This is a genomic window from Virgibacillus proomii (genome assembly GCF_018916875.1).
Classification (GTDB): Bacteria; Bacillota; Bacilli; order Bacillales; family Amphibacillaceae; genus Virgibacillus; species Virgibacillus proomii_B.
This window is the reverse complement of record NZ_JAHLNO010000004.1, coordinates 362,774-385,685: the sequence shown is the minus strand read 5'-3', so window position 1 is coordinate 385,685 and position 22,912 is coordinate 362,774. Positions and strand designations below refer to the sequence as shown.

Genomic DNA, 22,912 nt, shown 5'->3' with positions numbered 1-22,912 from the left:
TTCAGTAGGAGTTTTCTTCCATCTCCTACTGAATGTTAATTGAACGAATCGGGCATTTAGGTGCCGTTTTCTCCCACTTAGACCCTTTTGTATCAACTCAGGTCTTGAAGTGGGAGTCTTACGGCACCTTACATACGGGATAAAAATTTAAATTCGATAAAGTAAATCTTCAATCAGCAGGGGTTTTCTTTTATCCCTCACTGATTGTTAGTACCTCAAAAGGTATGACCTAAAGGTCTCTGAACAGAATCGGACATTTGATTTACAGTTGGCCCTCCACTTATCCTTCTAGATTTCACCTCATAGTATGGAAGGGAGGTCTTACTGCCAGTTACATACGGGATAAAATATAAAGAAATTCATGATAGCTTATGGCCAAAACGTTTTAAATGTTCCAGTATGTTGATTAAACCGGTATTGAATAGCTCCATTTTCATCTGTACGAAGTAACAGAATGGAATCCAAGGTCTCAATTACTTCAGAAGCAGGATGCCCATAACGATTTTCTCTCCCAACTGATAATAACGCTACCTGAGGTTTAAGCTGTTGCAATACGTTTTTATCGGTGGAAGTATTGCTGCCATGATGAGCGATTTTAAGTACATCTACTTGAAGATTTGGATAAGCATTAACTATTTCTCTCTCTTCATCCTTTGTTATATCCCCAGTAAACAGCCAATATGTTTCTCCAAATTTCGTATACAATACAAGCGAATTTTCATTAGCAGCTCGCTTATCCCGTATCGGACCAAGAACATGGAAGAGCTGACCATGCAAATTAATTGTAGAAGCGGCTTCTACAAATATTTGCTTCGTTTCTTCGGGTAAGGGAACAATACTTTTTTGTTTTGTATCATAGTAGTTACTTATTATAATTGAATCCACCGTAAAATCATCAACCAAAAACGGAATACTGCCATTATGATCGAGATCTTCATGTGTGATAAACACCGCATCAATCTTAACAATTCCTCTTGAGAATAAATAAGGCTTTAAAATTTGTTCATAAATACGTCTGGAAGGTTGCTTTTCCTGAAACGAAAATGTTGCACCTGCATCAATTAATATGACACCTTTTCGGTAAGGCAGTTCAATGACAAATGCATCTCCTTGACCAATATCTAATACCGTCACCAAGCCCCAGGGAGATAAATAAGGTCGTAAAGTATATCCCATAATTACGATTGTCATCAAGCAAGCACACAAGAATGCTTTATACTGCTTATTATTTTCCCAAAACTGCATAAATAAAATAAATAGCATATAAAAACCAAGGACTACTACCCAAGGTAACGGGCCGACTATCCATGGGTAATTTACATAGTTATCGAGAAACTTTACAATATTCATTGCTTGTTCGTGAATAGCCAGAAAAATCCCATCTAGAAATGAAACGATTGCAAGCGGTGAAAATATCAGTAAACCAAACATCATTGGAATAACAAAAAAAGAATAGTATGGTACCATTACCATGTTAACCAAAATAGAAAATGGCTGAAATAAAGAAAAATAATAAATTTGAATTGGCAATATAGAAATTTGTGCAATAAAGCTAATATAGATTATCTGCACTATTCTTGATGTTGTACTCAAAATCAGCTGTTTCGAAATTAATAAAGCGAAAGTAACCGCAAATGAAAGTTGAAACCCTACATGATAAATAATTAACTTATTTAAAATAACTAGCAATATAAATATAATACTTAATACATCCGTACCACTCCATTTTATCCCTGTTTTATAAAGAAGAATAAACAGGCAGGCCATTAGACTGGCACGCCAGACGGAGGGTTCACCGCCGGCTATAACTGCATACAATGGAAGAAAACCGAATATCACCCACTGTGCATTTTCTTTTGTCATTAGATTCAGCTTTACCAGTAACATATATAACAAAGCAATAACAATTCCCACATGTAATCCCGAAATTGCTAATAAATGACTCATACCCCAGCGTTGAAACATCTCTATCGTATCTTCATCTAAATAGGAATCATCGCCAAAGACTAACGCTCTTACCCAAGCCGCCGCTTCATCACTTAAAGTTTGACCTACATAGATTAAGACGGTATCTCTAAATTGATAAATAATTGGTAATAAACCTCTACCAGCTTCACATTGCAGTTGGGTCACATCCGCTAACACAGCTTGATAGGAAATTCCTTTTGTTTGTAAATGAGAGCGATAGTCAAATTGTCCGGGATTACTATTGGTCTCTGGAAGTTTTATTTCAGCATTTAACTTACATGTAGAACCATACTGAATATTTTTTTCGAATGATTTTGGAGGCTTCTTATAAAAGTGGATAACTTGAATGTTAGTTGATGTTTGATCATTTTGTAGGGTAAAGGAAAAGTGAGTATCGGTTTGCTTAACAAGGCTAATAATTTTTCCGCTAAGCTCTCTAGATTGATTAAAACGAAGTGTCTGTTCCTTTATTGCAAGTGGCTCGAGATATGAGAAGAAAAATAGAAGAGATAGAAGGGATAGCACGGAAGGAAGAAGGGCTATCCGCTTTTTTAAAAATAAATAGCTTAACCAAATAAGAAATACACCGATGATTAAAGGTGAAGTCCAAATGGAAAACATACTTATGACAGCTGCTAATGCAGGAAAATGCCAATATCCAGTCATCTACTCACCTTTATCATTTAAGTGAAATAAGCGTATTGCTTCATCTTTTAATCGTTCTATTTCATTCGTTTCCAGTTTGTTTTGTTCCAACTTTTCGAACAGTTCTTGAATTAGCTGCTGTTTCTCTCGATAATTCGTATCTACCATTAAATAATCCAACTTCACTTTTTTTGTCGCTACGTTTGCTTCAGCAAATAACGAAATAGCATATGGATGATTATGATAATCTTCTGCATAATAAACGGTGCGAATTCCAGCCTGGATTAACTGCTTACAGCATTGTAAACAAGGAAAATGTGTCACATAAATATCCGCTCCTTCTGTAACAACGCCAAACTTAGCACATTGCAATAATGCATTTGCCTCTGCATGAATCGTTCGCACACAATGACCATCAATCACATAACAGCCTTCATCTATGCAATGTACACTGCCAGAAACACTACCATTGTATCCTCCGGCTATAATTCGTTTATCACGTACAATCGTTGCACCAACCATTAATCTTGTGCATGTACTGCGAAGTGCTAATAAATGACTCTGTGCCATAAAATATTGATTCCACGAAATCCGTTCCATATCCGTTTCCCCTTCTGTTTAAAATGTTATCATAATTTAATATCTCTAGAGGTCGTCCAAAAAAGAATGACGATTTTAGCTGCCTTACGCTTTTTTCATCCCCTTTTTGAACATATACTTCTACGGTATTTGAATATCATCTTGAATTGCTTCTAACGTTTTTTCGCCAATTCCAGATACATTCAATAAGTCCTCCATTTGTTTAAATATTCCATTTTCCTCTCGGTATTGGATAATTGCTGCTGCTTTACTTGGCCCAATTCCGTTTAATTCTTCAATTTCCTCAGCAGTTGCTTGATTGATGTTTATTTTTTCCGTTGTTGCAGCTCCCGAAGTGGTCGAGATAGCTGAATCCTCATTATTGGCAATTACTTCAATTACCATTTCATCTTGCAATTTTTGTGCTAAATTAACTTGTGATTGATCTGCGTTTGCTGTAAATCCACCTGCAGTTTCAATAGCATCAATCACCCGATCTTGTGCTTTCATTTCATATACTCCTGGTTGTTTTACTTCTCCTTTTATATCAATAAAAACAGGGGTACTTGCTGATGCTTCTTCTGAGGATTGATTGGCTAATGGGTCTGTTGAGTCCTCCTTTGGCTTTTCATTAATTATAATAGACGACTCTTTTTGGTTTTCATTTCTTTCATTCGCTAATAATAACACGATAATAATGGCTATAGGAACTGCAATAAAGAAAAAAAACTTTTTTAATTTACTGGTGGGATACATTGGGGTTCACCTCCTTTTAGCTAACTTATAACAGTTAGCTCAGGCTTTATCTGAAGAGGTATGAGACAGTATAAAACATAATCTCCTTTCATACTGTCTATTCCACATGTACCATGTAAACTCCTTTTTCATAAAAAAAGAGATAACTACTTGCTTTTTTCTGCTGAAAAGAAAATTCTTGATGTATTTTCGGTTACACTATTTTCTTTTATCGAAAAATCACCGTATATTTTTATATTTTCAAAGCCTATCCTATCTAAAATTTTTTTATAAAAATCAACTGAAAATGTTCGTTGTTGATGAACTTCATGAAATCTCTTGTAGTTGCCTTCTTTATTTTTTACAAAAAATGTTAAGTCATGATACATTTCACCTGAGTGTTCTCCTTCTGAGCAAAACCATATGTATGCAGCATCTTCTGTAACATCAGCAAATGTTTTGTCCAAATAGTAATTCCTTATAAAGTCAATGGAGTGTATATCAAATAAAAAAATCCCTCCAGGACTTAAAGCATTGTTGATCTGTTGAAAGGCCTGGATTAACTCACTCTCTGACGTTATATAATTGATGACATCACAAAAACTAACCGCTGCACCAAGATTACGGAAACCGTCAAGTTTTCTTATATCTTGACAGACCCATTGAACCGATACATCCGCTAATCGACTTTTTTGTTCCGCATAAGCTAACATCTCAGGAGCACTATCTATACCAATAACTTGATCAAACTTTTGCGCTAATCTTAATGTAAGCTCTCCTGTACCGCAACCTAAATCAGCTATAGTGATTGCTTTATTACCGAGTAATGACTCGGTAAATTTAACCCACTTATCATAAGGTGCGTCATTCATAAATATATCATAGAGGTCCGCCATTCGTTCATATGCCATAGCTATTGATCCTGTCTTGTTAAAACTGGAATTTCTGTAGCATCTCCCCAAAGCCGCTCTAAGTTATAATAACCTCGTTCATCTTTATGGAAGACGTGACAAACGACGTCACCTATATCTACTAAAATCCATCTAGCTTGATCAAAGCCTTCTAATCGATATAAAGTAACTTCATTTTCTTCCATTTTTTCTTTGATTCCTCGGGCAATTGCTTGTACTTGACGCTCATTATTACCATGACAAATTAAAAAATAATCAGCTATTAAAGAGACCTCTTTCATATCAAGTACCAAGATATTTTCTGCACGTTTATCATCACAAGCTTCTGCCACTAATTGCACAATGTTCTTTTTTTCCACTAATTAATTCCTCCTTATTTTTCGATTAAAATAATTATATGCGTGAAATGTATCAGGGTAGATGGTAGTCTGTTTTCCGAGTAAATACTGAATAGTTTTTGCTAATGCCATAAAACAAGCTTGTTCTAAATTCTTTTTTGCTACTTCTCTTACTTTATCCACTCCGGGGAATTTTCGACCCGGTTCAATATAGTCCGCTAAAAAAATAATCATTTCCAGCTTACTCATATACGCCTTACCAGTTGTGTGGTAGCGAACTGCCTCTTGGATCACTTTGTCTTGGATACCGAGTTCTTTTTCTAATAACAGAGCACCAACCGGACCATGCCATAGCTCATGATGATATTGAAGCAAATCCTTTGGTAAAGAAGTAGTCAAAATCCACCGAGCCATTTCCTCCTTTGAACGATATTTGGCGTAATCATGTAACACACCGGCTAATTCCGCCTTATATTCATTTTCTCCAAACTGATTAGCCAATCTTTTAGACAAATCAGCCACTCGTAATGAATGAGCAAATCGCTCTTTCGTAAGCTGTGGTTTTACTTTCTCTATCGCGGTATCAATATCCATATAAATGATGCTCCTTCAAATAATGATAAACGGATTGAGGTAACCAATAGTTTACAGATTCCCCTTTAGCACATCGTTTTCGCAGCAATGTTGATGAAATTTCAATTAGCGGTATATCAACTTCTTTAACAGGAAAACTGCTTTTTAATTGATAATTTGGCCGTTTCACCCCAACGAAAGTAACTAATTCGGAAAGTTCCTCAATCCGATACCATTTCGGTAAATATTCAACCATATCTGCACCAATAATAAAATAAAATTCCTTATCTGAATACCTTTTTTGCAATTCCTTTATCGTATCAATCGTGTATGACTTTCCGCTTCTCTCTAATTCCACTGTATTCACCTTAAAATAAGGATTATCCTTAATAGCAAGCCGAACCATCTCTAACCGATGATCCGGACTTGTTTTCGCCTCTTCTTTGTGAGGAGGTGTATAAGATGGGATGAACCAAATTTCAGCTAAATGTAATGCGAGCCGAACTTCTTCTGCAATAATTAAATGTCCAATATGTGGTGGATCAAAAGTTCCCCCTAATATACCAATTCGTTGCATGATACCACCCTTTACGGAAGCTGAATATGCTTATTTTTGTTGGATTCTTTATAAAGAACGATGTTATTCCCTATAATTTGCACAATTTCAGCACCTGTTCTTTCAGCTAATTGTTCGGCAACGATCGTTTTATCTTCTAGGCAATTTTGTAAAATGCTTACTTTTAATAGTTCTCTTTTCTCCAAGGCATCTTCAATTTGAGCAACCATATTTTGATTTACACCTATTTTACCAACTTGAAAAATCGGTTTCAGTTGATTTGCCTCAGCACGTAAAAAACGTTTTTGTTTCCCTGTTAACATACTATCTTCCTTTCAAAATTTGCTCTAACTCATCATCCATCATTCCAATATCCGGCTTTTTCCCGGTCCAGATCTCAAAGGCATATTGTGCCTGATAAAGTAACATCGTATGACCATAATGGACAGGTGCTCCGCTCTTTTCTGCCTGCTGCAAAAATTTCGTCTTTATCGGCTGATAGATAATATCGCTATAAATCACAGCCGACGGAAAATCCTCTTTTGTAATTATTGTTTGCTCTATATTAGGCTTCATACCTACAGAAGTTGTCTGAATCACAATATCATAATCCGCTAATCTTGCTTCTGCTTCTTCAAAGGACAATACTTGGGAGTCATTATTTGCATGACGACAAATAGCAACAGCCTTTTCTTTTGTTCGATTAGCAATGTCAATCTGATCAAAATGAACCTGAACCAGTGCAGTAAAGATCCCTCGAGCAGCACCACCCGCACCAAGAATCAGCGCACGACGAGGTGTCATTTTAAACAAGTTTGGAAACCTATCCTGTAAAGAACGTACATAGCCGACTCCATCTGTGTTATAACCTATCCATTTTCCATTTTTATTTATTACCGTATTAACAGCTCCAGTTCTATTAGCAACCGGATCTATCTCATCCAGAAAAGTCATGATCTGCTGTTTAAAAGGAACAGTTACATTAAAACCATGTACGTTTATGGACTTTAAATGCTTGACAATCTCTTCTACAGGTGTTTGTTGCGCAAACTCAAATAGCGAATACGTTCCTTTGGTTGACGTTTTCTCCATAAACCGTTCGTGTATCCACGGTGATAACGAATGAGAAATTGGATATCCGATTAAGCCGAAACGATATACCACTAGTACTCTCCTCCTAATTAAATGAATCTCTTATCGAAACAGCAACACCTTTTGGCCGATGGGCTGTTACGGTAGCCCCTTTTCCTAAAATACTTACCCAACCTAAACCAGGAAAAACAATATCATACTTACCTGTCTCTATTCGAAATGTACTCTTAATAAACGGTGGAACTTTATCGACAGAGGCTTTTGTTGGTGGGGATAATAATTCTCCTAAATGGTTTTCGTATAGTTCGTCTGCCTTTTCCAGCTTCGTTCGATGGATGGGTAGTTGATTTGAAAAATAACAAACAAACGATTGCTTATCCCCTTTTATAAAATCTAATCTTGCTAAACCACCAAAAAATAAAGTCTGTCCATAATTTAACTGATATACTCGTGGTTTTATTTCCTTGTTCGGCGTGATTAATTTTAAATCTTCCTTAGAAATATAATGCGCCATCTGCTGTTTATTTACAATACCGGGAGTATCAATTAGAGATGAATTATCATCTAATGGGATTTCAATAAACCCAAGCGTTGTCCCGGGAAAATAAGAAGTGGTAATTACTTCGCTATAACCGGTGGATTGCTTGATTAATCGATTAATAAACGTTGATTTACCTACATTCGTAGTACCGACGATATAAACATTGTTCTCTTTTCGCTGTCTTTCAATTTGTTCTGTTAATGCTTCCAACCCATGACCTTTCATAGAAGAAATCAAAAAACAATCTACTACCTTTATTCCGGCTTTTTTCGCTTGAGCACGAAGCCATTGCAATAATTTTCTTTTGTTTACAGATTTAGGAATAAGATCCATTTTATTACCGACTAACAGTATCGGTTTATCACCAACAATACGTGATAAGCCGCTAATTAAAGTTCCATCTACATCGAAAATATCAACAATATGAACGACAAGACCTCGCGTATTTCTGATCGTTCCAACCATTTTTAAAAAGTTGCCATCCGTTAAAGAGACATCCTGTATTTCATTATAATGCTTTAATCGAAAGCATCGTTGACATAATACATCTTCTTTAGTTAGTGAAGATGGTGGTGTATACCCAGGCTCACTTTTATCAGTTGTCTGAATAACCGCCCCACAGCCTTGACAATAGATTGTTTTCAAATTTATTCCTCCCAGCTAATCTTTCCTTTTTTACGCATATATGCAAGGATTCGACGTTCAATTTTCCGATTAATTCTCGTTAATCGCCCATCTGTTTGAATGATGGGAACAACTAATATAGTATAAAATCCCGCGATGTTTCCACCAAATATATCCGTTAAAATTTGATCGCCAATGACAACAATTTCCTCTTTTTTTAATCCCATTTTTTTAGCGGTCGTTTTAAACGCCTTCGTTAAAGGTTTGCGAGCACTAAATACAAATGGCGTATCTAACGGTTCCGAAAAGACCCTAACTCTTTCTCTGTTATTATTCGATATAATTGTAACTTTAATGTCGTGTTCCTCCATTAATTGAAACCATTGAATTACTTCTGAAGTTGCATCCTTAACATCCCAAGCGACTAATGTATTATCCAAATCGGTAATAATACCTTTAATTCCCTTCTCTTTTAAAGCACTCGGATGGATTTCAAATATACTTTTTACATGCTCATTTGGCAAAAACTTCTTCAGCACAGTTACACCTCATTATCATCTTTCTACTTACTACAAGAATACAATTATAACCTTATCCTTTTCAACTTTCTAGAAAAATAAAGGGAAGCCCTTTTTAATTTTTAATAAGCTGTTTGCCTTGAATTTTATTCATAACACGTTATATCGTTGCTTTTAGTTTTAATGAACGTCGTATAATATGCAAGTTATTTGAATAAATCGTTCGACAAATCCCCCCTTTTTTTGCACTGTGGATAACTTTATTAACATTTTTCGAGTTGATTTATGTGCGTTTCTAGCATTTTTACCAAATTTGTACACAGGTTATCTACAGCCGACTGTAGATAACTTCAACCTTGTCCTAGATTTAGGTTCATGGTAAATTATTAATAACTTATTACAGAAGATTTTTACTTTTAGGAGGGCTGTATTTATGGAACATTTGTCGGACGAACTATTGCTCGAATCATACATTACAGCAAATGAATTAAATCTAAGCCCTGATTTTCTCTCTTTAATTGAAGAAGAAATTCATAGAAGACAGCTATCGGATAAAATAAAAAACATAAAATCAGGTTAAAATTTCTATCACTATATTAAATATGAAGAGACTAAAAAACCCTTTACGAATTTATGATTTCTAAGGGTTTTTTATTTTTATTGATAATTTAATGTGTTAAAATGTTTTTGTATAAGGCTTCATACACACAAAGGTAGTAGTCCATCCATTTCTTATATTTCTACTCCAAGACAAAAGTTTGATCCGACCAATCCTTTTATGGATTTAACACTACATTTTACCATTCTCTAATTAATGCATGGAATAAGTAATTACGTATAAAAATAACAAAATATGATTATTTATCCTGTGTTATGGGTCAAGCCCACGCATGTAAGCCGAGAACCAATTGAAAGCCGGTTACTTGTGTTCCTAGAAATTATTTTAAAAGCCGTTTCAGTCTATAAAGGAGGAATTCCAATCCATGTTATATGCAATACTCATTCCACTTCTTATTGCATGTTTTATACCTGCATTAAGTAAATTAAAAACAAAAATACATACAGGAATCTTTATTTTCTTTGTGCCATTCTTTATTTTTATTTACTTTGCTTCCTTTATCGGCACTGATTTTTCACCGGTTATGGAGCAATATAGTTGGATTCCATCGCTAGGAATTAATTTTGATTTGTACTTAGACGGTTTAAGTCTGTTGTTTGTCTTGTTAATTAGTGGGATAGGTGCATTAGTTGTATTTTATTCCATCTACTACCTAGACAAGTCCGAACAGCTAGGTAATTTTTATGTTTATTTACTCATGTTTATGAGTGCAATGCTCGGTGTCGTACTATCTGACAACATTTTTGTGCTTTATACATTCTGGGAATTAACATCGATATCATCATTTTTACTTATTGGTTACTGGCACTTCAAGGAACGCTCACGTTATGGTGCATTAAAATCAATGCTAATTACTGTCTTTGGCGGGCTAAACATGTTGGGCGGATTCATTTTGTTGTATGTAGTTACTGGGACAACGAGCATACAGGAGATGATTCAGCAAGCAGATATGATTTTAAGCAGTAATTACTTGCCATTGATTTTAGGCTTTATTTTATTAGGGGCATTTACAAAATCTGCTCAATTTCCTTTCCATATTTGGCTACCTGATGCTATGGAAGCACCCACTCCAGTCAGTGCCTATTTACACTCAGCCACAATGGTAAAAGCTGGTTTATTTTTAGTTGCTCGTTTTTCTCCGATATTTGCAACATATGAATGGTTCTTTATTGTTGTAAGTGTTATTGGAATTATTACATTATGTTGGGGCTCTTATATGTCCGTGAGACAAACCGATCTAAAAGCAATTCTAGCGTTTTCTACCATTAGTCAGCTTGGGATGATTATGGCAATGCTTGGATTTGGAACTCCGATCGCTATATTTGCAGCTGTTTTTCATATTTTAAACCATGCAACATTTAAAGGTAGTCTGTTTATGGTGGCAGGTATTGTCGATCATGAAACGGGTACAAGAGATATTCGCAAGCTTGGCGGTTTAGCAACACTCATGCCAATCACAGCTACTTTGGCAATCTTTGGTACATTCTCGATGGCTGGAGTACCGTTGCCGTTTTTAAATGGTTTTTATAGCAAGGAAATGTTCTTTGACGCCACACTTGGTTTAGGATCAGGTGGTTGGAGTCAAGTTATTCCTTATTTAGCAGTTATCGGTAGTATTTTTACATTTGTGTATTCCATGTATTTCTTTTTTGGAACATTTACTGGCAAAAAACAATTGGATCAATTACCGAAAAAACCGCATGAAGCACCGATTGGCATGCTTATCGCGCCGATTCTTTTAGTAGCAGGTGTTATTCTGATTGGTCTGTTCCCAAATATGGTAAATGCTCCATTTTTACAACACGCTGCAACTGCAGTCAACAACGCCGTCGAATACAAAAAAATTTCTTTTTGGCATGGTTTTATATCACCATTTTTCATGTCACTAGCCGTTGTAGGCATTGGTACGGTATTGTTTATAACCAGAAAGAAATGGCAAGCTGTGTACAACTTTCTACCTGGTAAAGCTAGTTTTAATCATATATATAATGGGATTATTAGCAAGCTGGACACGCTTTCTAATCGTATTACTAACTTTTATATGACAGGTTCATTAAAGACATACATGTCCTTAATACTAAGCACTGTCCTTATCGTTTCCGTTGTATACATGTTTTTAACGGATGGATTTGCTTTTAGTACAGACCAATTAGCTGAACCATCTTTTATTGAAATTGCAGTGGTAGCCGTTATGATTATTGCTGCTATTGCTACCATTTATATGAATCATAATGTTGCTGCTATTTTAGTACTTGGGGTAGTCGGTTTTGGTGTAGCTATACTGTTTGTTATTTACCGAGCACCAGATATTGCATTAACCCAGTTAGTTATTGAAACAGTTACGGTTGCCTTGTTCTTGCTTTGTTTTTATCATTTACCAAAAATGCGTAAGTCAACCGACTCCATTAAAACAAAAACAATAAATGCAATTATCTCCATTGCCTTTGGTGCATTAATTACCATTGTAGCTATTTCGGCAAACAGCAGCAGATGGTTTGATTCCATTGCCGATTACTTTGTAGAGAATTCCTACAAGCTAGGTGGCGGAGATAATATCGTGAATGTTATTTTAGTTGATTTTCGTGGCTTAGATACATTATTCGAAATTTCTGTACTGGGTATCGCCGCTTTAGCAGTAGTTGGCCTCATTAAAATGAAAAAGAATAAGGAGGCTGAATAATTATGGAAATTATCACATCCATATTAGCAGGAGTTTTGTTTGCAACTGCGATCTATAACTTATTACAAAAGCAATTAATACGGATTATCATTGGTACAGCTCTTATCTCTCATGGTGCGCATATTCTTATTTTAACGATGGGACGGTTAAAAGCTGGACAACCTCCAATACTAAGAGAAGGTATTTCCAATTATACGGACCCGTTGCCACAGGCACTGATTTTAACATCCATTGTAATCAGCTTTGGTGTTACAAGTCTCCTTTTGGTGTTAGCCTATCGGGCTTCTCAAGAAAATAATACAGACATTATGGAAGAGTTAAGGGGTAACGAAAATGAGTAATTTAGCAGTATTACCAATCATTATTCCATTAATATCAGCTATCATTCTAATTTTCTTTCATCGCAAGGTGAAGTTATCTAGGGTATTAACGAAGCTGTTTTCATTAATAAGTTTAGGAACTGCCGGTTATATCACTTGGTATGTGCTGGAAAACGGTACGATCATTTTGAATACCGGGGACTGGATCGCACCTTACGGAATTATTTTAGTAATGGATGGATTAGCAGCGATATTAGTGTTGACAACAAATGTTATTGCAACAGCATGTGCTTTCTATGCACCGTATGCAGGATTAGAAAAAAGGGAAATTTATTATTTCTACCCCTTTTTCTTCTTCCTTATCACAGGTGTATCCGGAGCATTTATTACTGGAGACTTATTCAACTTATTTGTATTTTTTGAAGTGCTGTTAATGGCTTCTTATGGCTTAATCGTACTTGGTGGTGGAAAGGTACAATTAAGAGAATCTCTAAAATATTTGTTAATTAATTTATTCTCTTCTATGCTTTTTGTTACCGCTGTTGCATTTCTATATGCAGTTGTTGGTACCGTAAATATGGCACAAATTGCAGAGAGAGTTCAAGAAGTTGAACAGCAGGGAATCATTACTACTATCGGGATTCTATTGTTTTTCGTTTTCGCTACGAAAGCAGCTTTGTTTCCATTATATTACTGGTTGCCAAAATCATATATTGTCCCAAATCCGGTCATATCCGCCCTATTTGGCGCATTACTGACAAAAGTAGGAATTTACTCGATTTTACGCACATTTTCACTTATCTTTATCCATAAAACAGATTTAACACATGACATGTTTATTTGGATCGCTGGCTTATCGATGATCTTTGGCGTAATTGGTGCATTATCTACTTCGAATATAAAACTAATTATTGCTTATAATATTATTCCGGCAATCGGGTTTATCATTTTAGGTATTGGTGTTTTAAATCCAGATGGAATAAGCGGATCTATCTATTACTTAATTCATGATATGATTATTAAAACTGCGCTCTTTTTATTAGTCGGAGTAATCGCTTCTGTCGCCGGAACCTCCGATCTACGAAAAATGGGTGGGCTTATTCATTATTATCCATCATTGGGCTGGTTATTATTCCTATCCGGGGCTGTATTAGCAGGCTTACCTCCATTCAGTGGTTTTATTGGAAAGCTGTTATTACTAAAAGGTGCATTTGAAGAAGGCGAAATTGCCATTGTTATTATTGGTTTACTTACAAGTCTTCTTATCCTATATTCCATTGTAAAAATCTTTATTAACGGCTTTTGGGGCGATAAAGAAGCGATGACACATATAGAAAAGAAACCTATTAACGGCTTATTAACACCTATTGTTTCCCTACTAGCATTATCTGTACTATTAGGTGTTGGAGCAGAATTATTCTATCCGCACATCGAGTCGATTGCTACGTATCTACTTGATCCGGAAATATACATTGATTCTGTTTTAAAGGAGTAGTGACCAATGGCTTTTCAGATCGTTATCAACTTAATTATTGCATTCATGTGGATGTTTTTAAAAGAATCCTATTCTGTTCCAAGCTTTATTTCAGGGTATATATTAGGAATTGTGCTTCTCCTTATATTGCGACGATTTATTCCTGACACCTTCTATTTAAAACGAGTGATAAAGATTATTAATTTAATTTTGTTATTTATTAAAGAGCTGGTCTCATCAAATATTGAAATCGTGAAGCTTGTTTATACACCAAAACCAGATATCGAGCCAGGTATCTTTGCACTGCCGACAGAGCTTAAAAGCAATTGGGAAATAACGTTACTTGCTAACTTAATTACTCTGACACCAGGTACCCTATCAGTTGCCGTTTCCCGTGATAATACGAAACTTTTTGTTCACGCCATGAATATTAATGACAGCAATGAATCCATTCGCTCCATAAAAAATACATTTGAAAAAGCGATTATGGAGGTGACACAATGACAAACATATTAACTGCTTCAGAAAACTTAATAAATATTGCTGTAATTATTTCGTTTATCGGAATATCTATTTCACTAGCATGTTTGTTATATCGAGTTATTACAGGTCCTACTCAGCCTGATCGGGCTGTTGCGTTAGATTCAATGGGCATAAACTTAATGGCTGTTGCAGGTATCATGTCAATTTATCTGGTTACACCAAATTTAAATGATGTCATTCTGCTCATCGGTATCCTTTCATTCCTTTCAACGCTTGCAATCGCAAAATATTTAGAAAAGGGTGTTATCATTGATAGAGACTTGGATTAACATCATTTTAAATGTGCTGATCGCCCTATGTATTCTTGCAGGTACTTTTTTCATACTATCTGCTTCCATTGGAGTTGTCCGTTTTCCTGATGTATATACAAAGCTGCATGCTGCTACTAAAGCCTCTACATTAGGCATCTCCTTTATACTAATCGGTGCCTTTATCTTCCTTTATGTAGAACACGCTATTGTTAGTGGTAAGCTGCTTTTGGCGATCCTGTTTATTATGCTGACAGCACCAGTTGGGGGGCACATGCTTGGTCGTGCTGCCCATACAGCCGGAGTGAAGCCATACCTTAAAAAACGTAAAGACGAATATCAGGAAGCTGTCGATCAGCTTAGAGAAGAAGAAAATCAAGGATAAAAGGATACAATTTAACAAAACATACGTAAGCTTTTTATCGAGAAATTAAAGATGGTTCTGCTCATTCCAGTAGAAGTCATCTTTTAATTTTTAGAAAATAATCGATTAATTTGTTAATCTCTGCATAACAATCGTCCACCTATCTAAGTGAATTATTATTGGACTTTTTTAGCTACATCAGCCTTCAAGAGCAATACGTATAGTTTTTGGTTAAAATGGTACGTCAAAGCTATGTAAATCGAGTGAGCAGAATAGTTATCGTTTAGCTAAAAGACAACGATAACTGTAAAGATTCCTTTTATTCGAATTCAAATATTTGCGACATCCAATCAAAGTCGTAAAAAGAAACCATCTATCGAGTGGATTGAAATTTTTACGATAGATGGTTTTTATTTTCTATGATAAGTAAATTATATCCATTTAATTCGAAATGTTTGATTGCCTTTGATCCAGCGTAATAATAATACATCCTCTGGTACTACTCTTCCCAACACATTCACTCGATTATCACTTGGTAAATCTCGTAACGTTATTTGCACTTCTCCTTGGTAACGTTTATAACGTTCATTATCAACAGTAATCGATCCAACTAAACGTTCTATACAATGCGAAGGGGAAATTTTATCCTTTCCTATCGAAGCATAATGCCTAGATTCAACCGATCGTATACAGTCACGTGCTCGATCAACTCGATTTGTATGCCGTCCTGAAGCTACTTTAATTTCCTGTTCTGTAACAGATGGAGCTGGTACTGCCCGAAGGATTATTTCTTCTTTCTTTTGATAAGCAGTGAACTGTTCGAGTGTAGACTCACTAATTCCGTTATCGCCAATTAATATTTTTTCAATCTTTCCTTTATTTTTTAAATCAAGATAGGCAGCAAACGGTGACACGAAACGATGCACTTCCAAAGTAGGAAGCTTTTCATAAAGTGGTCCTCTCAAATTTTGATCACCCGGGATAAAAGCCATGATGGAAATTCCTTCATTTTTTAGCCAGTTATTTTTCTCTAAAAAATCCTCCCAATCTAGTCCGGTTTCCGGTCGTGGATAAAAATTATGCCAAGCCTCCGTTGATGTTGTTACTAGTCCGTTTTGTTTTAATTGTTTTAAAGTGGAAGATGTTAGTGTGCTAGCATTAAGTGCCACTTTCATCTGTTTGGATAAATGAGCAATGGTTTTTTCATCTACCCCATAATCCACTCGTAAACCGGTGACGCCCCACTTTACTAATTCCGATGCATTTTCCCAATTAAACCCTAATGTCTGAAGAGAAGTTGGAGAAATATCAGCCATCAATTCCATATTTAACTCGTTAGCTAGAGAACCTAATGCTTTCAGTTGATCCTTATACATGGCCGGATCATCTTCTGGTATATGCAGAGAAGTAAAAATCGAATCAAACGCGTATTGTTTCATTTTTCTTATATAAGCTTCTTGTTCCTTCATTTGTTGATTACCCAAATAAACAGAAATTCCTAGCATTGATACCATTCTCCTTGTCTGTTAAATAATCGAGAGAGGAGTTCCTCCCTCGATATACCTGCAATTATCTATATATCTCTCGCCATTTCTTCCTTAAACCCAAATAAATAAGTGAAGATGAAACCGCCAGCATAAGCGATAACAAGTCCTAAAAAGTATTGAATAAATTTGCCGTCATCAATTAATGGGATAAGTGATAAACCGGAAACACCAATCCCTGTAGCAGCAGTTTGAATCACCGCTTGAAATCCTCCGCCAATTGCTGCACCTAAACACGCTGTAACAAACGGACGACCTAAAGGCAAGGTAACCCCATATAATAGAGGTTCTCCTATTCCAAGAAATCCAACCGGCAGACCACCTTTGATAATATTCCGTAATCGATTATTTTTTGTTTTCATATAAATGGCAATCGCTGCACCGACCTGACCCGCTCCTGCCATTGCTAGAATTGGAAGCAAAGCTGTATTATTATACGTATTTATAAGTTCTAAATGAATCGGTGTTAATCCGTGATGCAGTCCTACCATTACCAGGGGAAGAAAGAAACCAGCTAATACTGCACCAGCAATAAATCCACCCATATTAATTAATGTAGTTAACCCATCTGTAATTCCATCCGATAGAAGTCCAGCTACTGGCATTATTGCATATAAAGACGCAAAACCTACAATTAAAACGGTAATCAATGGAGTGAAAATAATATCCACTGCTGCTGGAATAATTTTTCTAACTCGTTTTTCCAAAAAGCTCATTAACCAAGCTGCAAAAATGACTCCAAATAGTCCACCACGTCCTGGAACTAGTGCTTCACCGTAGATCGTAATATCGGCAAGCAATGGATTAAATAAGAACATGCCCGCAATCGCACCTAATACAGGAGTTCCACCAAATTCTTTTGCAGTATTCCACCCGACAAGTACTGCCAAATACGTAAAGATACCGCTTCCAAGAAGAAGTAAAATTTGCATCAAGGTTGTTTCTGGGTCAGCACCTGCGTTTTTTGCGAAGTTAGCGCCTCCATTAATAATACCAGAGGCAACCAAACCTGGAATTAACGGAATGAAAATATTGCCAAGTCGGCGCAAAAAGTTTTTAAATGGTGTTCTGTTTTTTTGCTTTATTTGCTGTTTTTGCAGTGCTGCTTTTTCCTCAAATGTCAAATTATCTACATCTGGACCTCTTTCTTCGCCAATGCCCAGTCCGGTAATCTGACTTAATTGTTCTGCAACTCGATTTACCATTCCCGGACCTATGACAATTTGTAACGTCTCATCAATAACTACACCCATTACTCCATCTACCTGCTTTAATGCATCATGATCCACTTTCGTCTCATCTTTCAAAGAAAGTCTTAATCTTGTCATACAGTAGGCAATGCGCTGTACATTATCCCCACCTATTTGGCTTAAAATTTCTTGTGCCATTCTCTCCTCTTTCCTCATAACGAACTCCTCCCCTTTAATTTAATAATGCTTTTCGCACAAAACCATTTGTTTGGAGAACCTTTTCTCTTGCCTCCTCATAGGAACATTGGAGTAAGATCATCACAATGGCTACTTTTACGTTATGCTTTGCCTTTTCAAGATAATCACTGGCTGTCTCATAATCTACTTCTGTAGCGTCCATGATAATTCGTTTTGACCTTTCCACCAATTTGTGATTCGTAGGCTTAAGGTCAACCATTAAATTTTGATATACTTTACCAATGCGTATCATGGAAGCTGTTGAAATCATATTCAATACCATCTTTTGTGCAGATCCAGCTTTTAAACGTGTAGAACCGGTTAGGACTTCTGGGCCTGTCTCTAATTCAATCGCAATGTCTGTATATTCGCTCATCTTCGCCTCCTTATTACAGGCTATGCTCACAGTATTAGCTTTCAGTTCTCTTGCATATGATAAAGCCCCTATAACGTAAGGCGTTCTCCCACTAGCTGCTATCCCAACAACAGTATCCTTCTTGGTAAGCCCGATGGTCTGTAAATCCTTTTTTCCCAGATGCGAGTCGTCCTCTGCACCTTCAGCAGCTTTTGTAAAAGTTGCCTCACCACCAGCTATAAGCCCTTGTACCATCTCGGGTTCTGCCCCAAAGGTTGGCACACATTCTACAGCATCTAATACACCAAGTCTACCGCTTGTTCCAGCCCCTATATATATAAGCCTTCCTTCCTGATTGAATGATTGAATTACTAAATGAATGGCTTTTTCAATCGAGGAAAGTTGTGTTTCAATTATTTTTGGTACGCTCTTATCCTCTTCATTCATCATGGTAATAATATCCATTACAGACTTTTCATCTAGGTTTTTAGTATATTGGTTCCTTGTTTCAGTGCTTAACTTATTAAACATCGTACCCACTCCCTCATCTAACTATCTCTAGTGTACATGTTTTCAAAACGTTATGTCAATTTATTTTAAAATTAAATGAAATAACATTTCATTACCTTATCAAATATTTTTAACAATAGAGCTGTAATATTGAGGGATCATAATGGTTATTGTTTGCAGTCATATATTCTAAGGCCAACAAGGAATCTGCTAAACCCGTTTATTTCTGAAAATAAAGCTTATTTTTTAGAATGTTTTACAAATAATTACAAATCAATTATAAATTCTAAAAAATATATAACCACTTGTAAAATATGCTTTTTATCTCACTATATTTTTAAAGCCAAATTTTATCGACTGAAGGACTAATTATTTCTGATTCAGAAACAATTTTCCAAATATTGCTTAGTCTATGGAGATAAAAACAATGTCTCCTGATAATGTTTGAACTGATTTATATGGATAAGAAATCAAGTAAATGCTAATAATTCCCCTCTAAACTATATGCATTAAAAATTTATTTTATCCTAACAATCATTTGCTTATCTAACGACACAGAAAAAACTAATATGAAGTAGATTATCAGCCGGACAGACACGTTCTATTCAGATCATACATAAGTATAAATGTAGGCATTTGCCCAGACTGATACATGAGGAGGAGGATATATTTGTCCGGCATTCTAAGTGCCCTCGCACTCTTTATTAAAGAAGCGATGTTTTTCGTATCCTATGTCAAAAACCATGCTTTTCCCCAACCTTTACCACCTGAAGAAGAAAAAAAGTATATTAAGCAAATGCAAGATGGAGACGAAACAGCGCGAAACAAATTAATTGAACATAATCTCCGACTTGTAGCACATATTGTGAAGAAATTTGAAAACACAGGAGAGGATGCCGAAGATCTTATTTCAATTGGTACAATTGGACTGATCAAGGGTGTCGAAAGCTATTCCTCTGATAAAGGTACGAAGCTTGCTACTTATGCAGCTCGATGTATAGAGAATGAAATATTAATTACAATAGGGCAAGTCAAAGCATAACAAGCCCTTAAAATGTATGAATATGGATATTTTCCGAATCAATGACTTCCACTTCTTGAACAATCATCCGCAATACCCTCTGTTTTTCTTTCGTATCTAAATTTGATCCTTTCACTTGCATGTAATACTTCACTGCTTCTTCCAAAGCAAAAGTGGCCTTCTTGGATTCATCATCTGCTACTTCTTTCTGCAGTTCATCCAATTTTAATTGCAATGTGTTTTCCTGTTCTCGCAACTCTTTCATTTTATCCTTTATTTCTTCTATATCCATCTCATCATCTTCACTAATACTGACTAAATTTAATAATCGTTTCCTTCCATTTTTCTTTTTCTGAATCTGCTCCTTGATATGGCCAATCTCCTCAAAAATGTAGCTCTTTTTTTGTATGTGGGTATGTTGTTTGATTTTAGTGGGATTATTAAGGATGTCTACCACTTGAGACCAAACAAAATTATTTAACTTGTTCTCACTCATCATTCGCCCGCAGCCTTTATTCTTTGCACCAGCATAGTTTTTTCTACATTCATAAACATAGAAGTCCTTTCCATGTGATTTTCTTTTTTTACCGGTCATTGTCTGCCCACAACGTCCACACCGAACCAATCCAGAAAGTAAATAATGGTGTCTATTATATCCTGCATACCTTCTCCTAGCCTGTTTCAACAAAACTTGAGCGTATTCATACTTCTCTTTACTTATAATTTGCGGTATCTCTGTCTTCACCCACTCCTCTTTTGGTCGGGTTCTTCCAGATTTAAATTTCTCCCCTGCCTGCCTTTTTACATAATCTCCTACCGTATCATATCTATTTTGATAATAAACACCCGTATACGATTCGTTCATTAGGATCTGTCTTACAACTTGTCGATGCCATACTTTACCGCCTTTTTTTGTAGGTATACCAAGCTCCGTTAAATGTAAAGCAATGCCATTTATGCCTTTGAACACTGTATTTGGATCCGTAAAGTAATCAAATATCATTTGCACTACTTTCGCTTCTTGTTGATTAATGCAGTAGGTTTCTTTTTCTTTATCATAATCATAACCATACATACCAGCATCTTTTACAACGAGGCCTTTTTTAGCTTTTCGGTATCTTCCTGTCATCGTATTATGCTTGATTTTCGCTTTATCAAACTCGGAAAAAGCACCGCGTACCTGAAAATACAGCTGTCCTTCTGCATCATTTTTATAATCGCTTTTTACAAACTCCAAACCAACTTGGTGCTTCTCCAGCTTTTCTGTAATCAAAAGTTGATTCAATAATTTACGAGAAAGACGATCTGGATCATAACAAATAACTTTCTCTATTACTCCCTTTTCCACATCATCCAGTAATTTTGTTAATTCCGGCCGATTAAGTATCTCGCCAGTGTAACCATCATCTACATATTTTAGAACATTTTTTGTTCCTGCAAGTTCCATGCAGTCATTCATCTGTCCTTCGACGCTGTATCCCTTTAACTGTTCTTCCGTTGACACCCTTACATACACTGCTATCATCGTTTCGCATTTTCTCCCTTCTGTATGCCTCAAATAAATATCGGTAACATTCCTGGATGACTTTATCATAATGAGGTCCTTTGATGACTTTAATCTTCAAGCTGCACCACCCCTTCAACAGAAGATATGTGGCAACGGCCTGTACAAATGCTTATATGGATTTAATTATAAATGCAGGGGCGTACAAAGTTCAGGGTTACAGAAACGTTTGTTCTTTTTTATGAAAAAGAAACACCTTGAAAGGCTTGGCCAATCAAGGTGTTTATGTTAACTACGTTATTATTTTTAGCTATCTCTTTTCCACACACATCGTCCGTCAGCTAAATAAACTGCATTTGGCGGATCATCGTAGAGAGAGATTTCAACCAATGAACTTTTCTCTTGTCTTAACCAATTATATACACTACCTTCATTAGTAGAAGGATGTGATAAAATACGATTAACTTGAAATGCAACCGCATGATACTCTGTATAATTCTCATCATCATCTTCTAGACCATTATCTGTCTCGAAAAGTGTATCTGGTTCACCAAGAATTTTCAATCCACTCTCCCATTCTAGTATCATGTCACTATCTTCATAATTTATTAATGTTCCTATTAAAAAGTCATACCCCATATGCATCCTCTTTTCTTATGTTTTTATGGTCTGGATGGTACTTATATGAGCTACCGTCTTTTCCATAATGTATCATTGCTTTAGTAGTCTCACGGTATTCACCAGTATTGCGATCATAGTATTTCCCTATTGGTTCACCAAAGTCTACTCTTTCTTTATTTTTGTTAATCGAAGTTCCCTTCCCCGCAAACTTACCGAACAGTTCCTGTGATGTTTTATTATCCCCATAGAAGATTTAGAAGAATCAAAACAGTTGATACAGGAAGGTGAGGAATCATTAAAGGAGTGAAACAAATTGAAGTTCGGTATGCGTAAGCCTAGCATTAAAAAGCGTGTAGCTGCTGGGACAAGCATAAAAAGGCAGGTTGTCCATCGTACAGGTTTAAAAATGCCTAAAGGATATGGATGGTTACGCAATCCTAAAAAAGCAGCATATAATAAGGTATATAATAAAACCACATTTAATATCTTTAAACTGATTAAAAAACTGTTTAAATAGCTTAGCTCTCTAGTATTATAGAGAGCTTTTTTTCTTTTTAAAAAAGTAACTGCGTCCCACAGGAAAAGCCTACCCGGATGAGTAG

General features: G+C 35.9%; 25 protein-coding genes and 1 pseudogene. 9 read left to right on the top strand and 17 right to left on the bottom strand.

What is annotated here, in order from left to right; all coding sequences use genetic code 11:
- Window positions 1–369: 369 nt before the first annotated feature.
- From KQI21_RS03085 to KQI21_RS03035, 11 genes are all read right to left on the bottom strand, one after another.
- Window positions 370–2,634, bottom strand: coding sequence for a DNA internalization-related competence protein ComEC/Rec2 (locus KQI21_RS03085; protein WP_216482565.1), 2,265 nt, complete (start codon window positions 2,632–2,634; stop codon window positions 370–372).
- A complete protein-coding gene (locus tag KQI21_RS03080) occupies window positions 2,635–3,213 on the bottom strand; it encodes a ComE operon protein 2 (protein ID WP_216482564.1) in 579 nt (192 codons plus the stop codon). It lies immediately after the preceding gene.
- A gap of 120 nt (window positions 3,214–3,333) precedes the next feature.
- Window positions 3,334–3,948 carry a ComEA family DNA-binding protein gene (locus KQI21_RS03075; protein ID WP_216482563.1) on the bottom strand — a complete coding sequence of 205 codons (615 nt, stop codon included), beginning with the start codon at window positions 3,946–3,948 and terminating at the stop codon, window positions 3,334–3,336.
- A 146-nt stretch (window positions 3,949–4,094) separates the two neighbouring features.
- Window positions 4,095–4,838 (bottom strand): class I SAM-dependent DNA methyltransferase, encoded by a 744-nt coding sequence (locus KQI21_RS03070; protein ID WP_216482562.1) that lies wholly within the window; start codon window positions 4,836–4,838, stop codon window positions 4,095–4,097.
- A gap of 2 nt (window positions 4,839–4,840) precedes the next feature.
- On the bottom strand, window positions 4,841–5,197 hold the full coding sequence (gene rsfS, locus KQI21_RS03065; protein ID WP_216482561.1) for a ribosome silencing factor: 357 nt from the start codon (window positions 5,195–5,197) through the stop codon (window positions 4,841–4,843).
- A 3-nt stretch (window positions 5,198–5,200) separates the two neighbouring features.
- Window positions 5,201–5,770 (bottom strand): bis(5'-nucleosyl)-tetraphosphatase (symmetrical) YqeK, encoded by a 570-nt coding sequence (gene yqeK, locus KQI21_RS03060; RefSeq protein WP_216482560.1) that lies wholly within the window; start codon window positions 5,768–5,770, stop codon window positions 5,201–5,203.
- Window positions 5,760–6,326: a nicotinate-nucleotide adenylyltransferase gene (locus tag KQI21_RS03055; RefSeq protein WP_216482559.1), complete on the bottom strand. Its 567-nt coding sequence runs from the start codon at window positions 6,324–6,326 to the stop codon at window positions 5,760–5,762. Before KQI21_RS03055 ends, yqeK begins: the two co-directional genes overlap by 11 nt.
- 11 nt (window positions 6,327–6,337) lie before the next feature.
- Complete coding sequence (gene yhbY, locus KQI21_RS03050; protein ID WP_216482558.1) at window positions 6,338–6,628, bottom strand: ribosome assembly RNA-binding protein YhbY; 291 nt, start codon at window positions 6,626–6,628, stop codon at window positions 6,338–6,340.
- Window position 6,629: 1 nt separating this feature from the next.
- The gene (gene aroE / locus KQI21_RS03045) at window positions 6,630–7,469 is read right to left on the bottom strand and encodes a shikimate dehydrogenase (RefSeq protein ID WP_216482557.1); all 840 of its coding nucleotides are present in this window, start codon (window positions 7,467–7,469) and stop codon (window positions 6,630–6,632) included.
- A gap of 13 nt (window positions 7,470–7,482) precedes the next feature.
- Complete coding sequence (gene yqeH / locus KQI21_RS03040; protein WP_216482556.1) at window positions 7,483–8,583, bottom strand: ribosome biogenesis GTPase YqeH; 1,101 nt, start codon at window positions 8,581–8,583, stop codon at window positions 7,483–7,485.
- A 2-nt stretch (window positions 8,584–8,585) separates the two neighbouring features.
- The gene (locus KQI21_RS03035) at window positions 8,586–9,101 is read right to left on the bottom strand and encodes a YqeG family HAD IIIA-type phosphatase (RefSeq protein ID WP_216482555.1); all 516 of its coding nucleotides are present in this window, start codon (window positions 9,099–9,101) and stop codon (window positions 8,586–8,588) included.
- Between the two features lie 412 nt (window positions 9,102–9,513).
- Here KQI21_RS03035 and KQI21_RS03030 point away from each other — a divergent pair, with 412 nt between their 5' ends.
- From KQI21_RS03030 to mnhG, 7 genes are all read left to right on the top strand, one after another.
- A complete protein-coding gene (locus tag KQI21_RS03030; RefSeq protein ID WP_077321013.1) occupies window positions 9,514–9,660 on the top strand; it encodes a sporulation histidine kinase inhibitor Sda in 147 nt (48 codons plus the stop codon).
- A 403-nt stretch (window positions 9,661–10,063) separates the two neighbouring features.
- On the top strand, window positions 10,064–12,379 hold the full coding sequence (locus KQI21_RS03025; RefSeq protein WP_216482554.1) for a Na+/H+ antiporter subunit A: 2,316 nt from the start codon (window positions 10,064–10,066) through the stop codon (window positions 12,377–12,379).
- Between the two features lie 2 nt (window positions 12,380–12,381).
- Window positions 12,382–12,720, top strand: coding sequence for a Na(+)/H(+) antiporter subunit C (locus tag KQI21_RS03020; protein WP_216482553.1), 339 nt, complete (start codon window positions 12,382–12,384; stop codon window positions 12,718–12,720).
- Window positions 12,713–14,194 carry a Na+/H+ antiporter subunit D gene (locus tag KQI21_RS03015; protein WP_216482552.1) on the top strand — a complete coding sequence of 494 codons (1,482 nt, stop codon included), beginning with the start codon at window positions 12,713–12,715 and terminating at the stop codon, window positions 14,192–14,194. Before KQI21_RS03020 ends, KQI21_RS03015 begins: the two co-directional genes overlap by 8 nt.
- A 6-nt stretch (window positions 14,195–14,200) precedes the next feature.
- A complete protein-coding gene (locus KQI21_RS03010) occupies window positions 14,201–14,677 on the top strand; it encodes a Na+/H+ antiporter subunit E (protein WP_216482551.1) in 477 nt (158 codons plus the stop codon).
- Complete coding sequence (locus KQI21_RS03005) at window positions 14,674–14,985, top strand: Na(+)/H(+) antiporter subunit F1 (RefSeq protein WP_077321022.1); 312 nt, start codon at window positions 14,674–14,676, stop codon at window positions 14,983–14,985. Before KQI21_RS03010 ends, KQI21_RS03005 begins: the two co-directional genes overlap by 4 nt.
- On the top strand, window positions 14,966–15,349 hold the full coding sequence (gene mnhG / locus KQI21_RS03000; RefSeq protein WP_077321024.1) for a monovalent cation/H(+) antiporter subunit G: 384 nt from the start codon (window positions 14,966–14,968) through the stop codon (window positions 15,347–15,349). Before KQI21_RS03005 ends, mnhG begins: the two co-directional genes overlap by 20 nt.
- A 410-nt stretch (window positions 15,350–15,759) precedes the next feature.
- On the opposite strand, the gene KQI21_RS02995 is transcribed toward mnhG, so the two are convergent.
- From KQI21_RS02995 to murQ, 3 genes are all read right to left on the bottom strand, one after another.
- Window positions 15,760–16,833 (bottom strand): DUF871 domain-containing protein, encoded by a 1,074-nt coding sequence (locus KQI21_RS02995; RefSeq protein ID WP_216482550.1) that lies wholly within the window; start codon window positions 16,831–16,833, stop codon window positions 15,760–15,762.
- 68 nt (window positions 16,834–16,901) lie between these two features.
- Window positions 16,902–18,278, bottom strand: coding sequence for a PTS transporter subunit EIIC (locus KQI21_RS02990; protein ID WP_216482549.1), 1,377 nt, complete (start codon window positions 18,276–18,278; stop codon window positions 16,902–16,904).
- 16 nt (window positions 18,279–18,294) lie between these two features.
- Window positions 18,295–19,185 (bottom strand): N-acetylmuramic acid 6-phosphate etherase, encoded by an 891-nt coding sequence (gene murQ, locus KQI21_RS02985; protein WP_216482548.1) that lies wholly within the window; start codon window positions 19,183–19,185, stop codon window positions 18,295–18,297.
- Window positions 19,186–19,834: 649 nt separating this feature from the next.
- Here murQ and KQI21_RS02980 point away from each other — a divergent pair.
- A pseudogene (locus KQI21_RS02980) lies at window positions 19,835–20,200 on the top strand (sigma-70 family RNA polymerase sigma factor); the annotation flags it as partial.
- 13 nt (window positions 20,201–20,213) lie between these two features.
- Here the strand turns inward: KQI21_RS02980 and KQI21_RS02975 are convergent.
- From KQI21_RS02975 to KQI21_RS02965, 3 genes are all read right to left on the bottom strand, one after another.
- Window positions 20,214–21,710, bottom strand: coding sequence for a recombinase family protein (locus KQI21_RS02975; RefSeq protein ID WP_216482546.1), 1,497 nt, complete (start codon window positions 21,708–21,710; stop codon window positions 20,214–20,216).
- A gap of 285 nt (window positions 21,711–21,995) precedes the next feature.
- On the bottom strand, window positions 21,996–22,328 hold the full coding sequence (locus tag KQI21_RS02970; protein WP_216482545.1) for a YxxD family cognate immunity protein YxxD: 333 nt from the start codon (window positions 22,326–22,328) through the stop codon (window positions 21,996–21,998).
- Window positions 22,318–22,530: a polymorphic toxin type 50 domain-containing protein gene (locus KQI21_RS02965; RefSeq protein WP_253291282.1), complete on the bottom strand. Its 213-nt coding sequence runs from the start codon at window positions 22,528–22,530 to the stop codon at window positions 22,318–22,320. Before KQI21_RS02965 ends, KQI21_RS02970 begins: the two co-directional genes overlap by 11 nt.
- 93 nt (window positions 22,531–22,623) lie before the next feature.
- On the opposite strand from KQI21_RS02965, the gene KQI21_RS02960 reads away from it, so the two are divergent.
- On the top strand, window positions 22,624–22,827 hold the full coding sequence (locus KQI21_RS02960) for a hypothetical protein (RefSeq protein WP_216482544.1): 204 nt from the start codon (window positions 22,624–22,626) through the stop codon (window positions 22,825–22,827).
- The last annotated feature ends 85 nt before the right edge of the window (window positions 22,828–22,912 follow it).

Excerpts from the sequence above, each read along its gene's own strand:
- KQI21_RS03085 (WP_216482565.1), bottom strand. The coding sequence starts at position 2,634 with ATGACTGGATATTGGCATTTTCCTGCATTAGCAGCTGTCATAAGTATG.
- KQI21_RS03080 (WP_216482564.1), bottom strand. The coding sequence starts at position 3,213 with ATGGAACGGATTTCGTGGAATCAATATTTTATGGCACAGAGTCATTTA.
- KQI21_RS03075 (WP_216482563.1), bottom strand. The coding sequence starts at position 3,948 with ATGTATCCCACCAGTAAATTAAAAAAGTTTTTTTTCTTTATTGCAGTT.
- KQI21_RS03070 (WP_216482562.1), bottom strand. The coding sequence starts at position 4,838 with ATGGCATATGAACGAATGGCGGACCTCTATGATATATTTATGAATGAC.
- yqeK (WP_216482560.1), bottom strand. The coding sequence starts at position 5,770 with ATGGATATTGATACCGCGATAGAGAAAGTAAAACCACAGCTTACGAAA.
- KQI21_RS03055 (WP_216482559.1), bottom strand. The coding sequence starts at position 6,326 with ATGCAACGAATTGGTATATTAGGGGGAACTTTTGATCCACCACATATT.
- yhbY (WP_216482558.1), bottom strand. The coding sequence starts at position 6,628 with ATGTTAACAGGGAAACAAAAACGTTTTTTACGTGCTGAGGCAAATCAA.
- KQI21_RS03030 (WP_077321013.1), top strand. The coding sequence starts at position 9,514 with ATGGAACATTTGTCGGACGAACTATTGCTCGAATCATACATTACAGCA.
- KQI21_RS03025 (WP_216482554.1), top strand. The coding sequence starts at position 10,064 with ATGTTATATGCAATACTCATTCCACTTCTTATTGCATGTTTTATACCT.
- KQI21_RS03020 (WP_216482553.1), top strand. The coding sequence starts at position 12,382 with ATGGAAATTATCACATCCATATTAGCAGGAGTTTTGTTTGCAACTGCG.
- KQI21_RS03015 (WP_216482552.1), top strand. The coding sequence starts at position 12,713 with ATGAGTAATTTAGCAGTATTACCAATCATTATTCCATTAATATCAGCT.
- KQI21_RS03010 (WP_216482551.1), top strand. The coding sequence starts at position 14,201 with ATGGCTTTTCAGATCGTTATCAACTTAATTATTGCATTCATGTGGATG.
- KQI21_RS03005 (WP_077321022.1), top strand. The coding sequence starts at position 14,674 with ATGACAAACATATTAACTGCTTCAGAAAACTTAATAAATATTGCTGTA.
- KQI21_RS02995 (WP_216482550.1), bottom strand. The coding sequence starts at position 16,833 with ATGCTAGGAATTTCTGTTTATTTGGGTAATCAACAAATGAAGGAACAA.
- KQI21_RS02990 (WP_216482549.1), bottom strand. The coding sequence starts at position 18,278 with ATGAGGAAAGAGGAGAGAATGGCACAAGAAATTTTAAGCCAAATAGGT.
- murQ (WP_216482548.1), bottom strand. The coding sequence starts at position 19,185 with ATGTTTAATAAGTTAAGCACTGAAACAAGGAACCAATATACTAAAAAC.
- KQI21_RS02975 (WP_216482546.1), bottom strand. The coding sequence starts at position 21,710 with ATGATAGCAGTGTATGTAAGGGTGTCAACGGAAGAACAGTTAAAGGGA.
- KQI21_RS02970 (WP_216482545.1), bottom strand. The coding sequence starts at position 22,328 with ATGGGGTATGACTTTTTAATAGGAACATTAATAAATTATGAAGATAGT.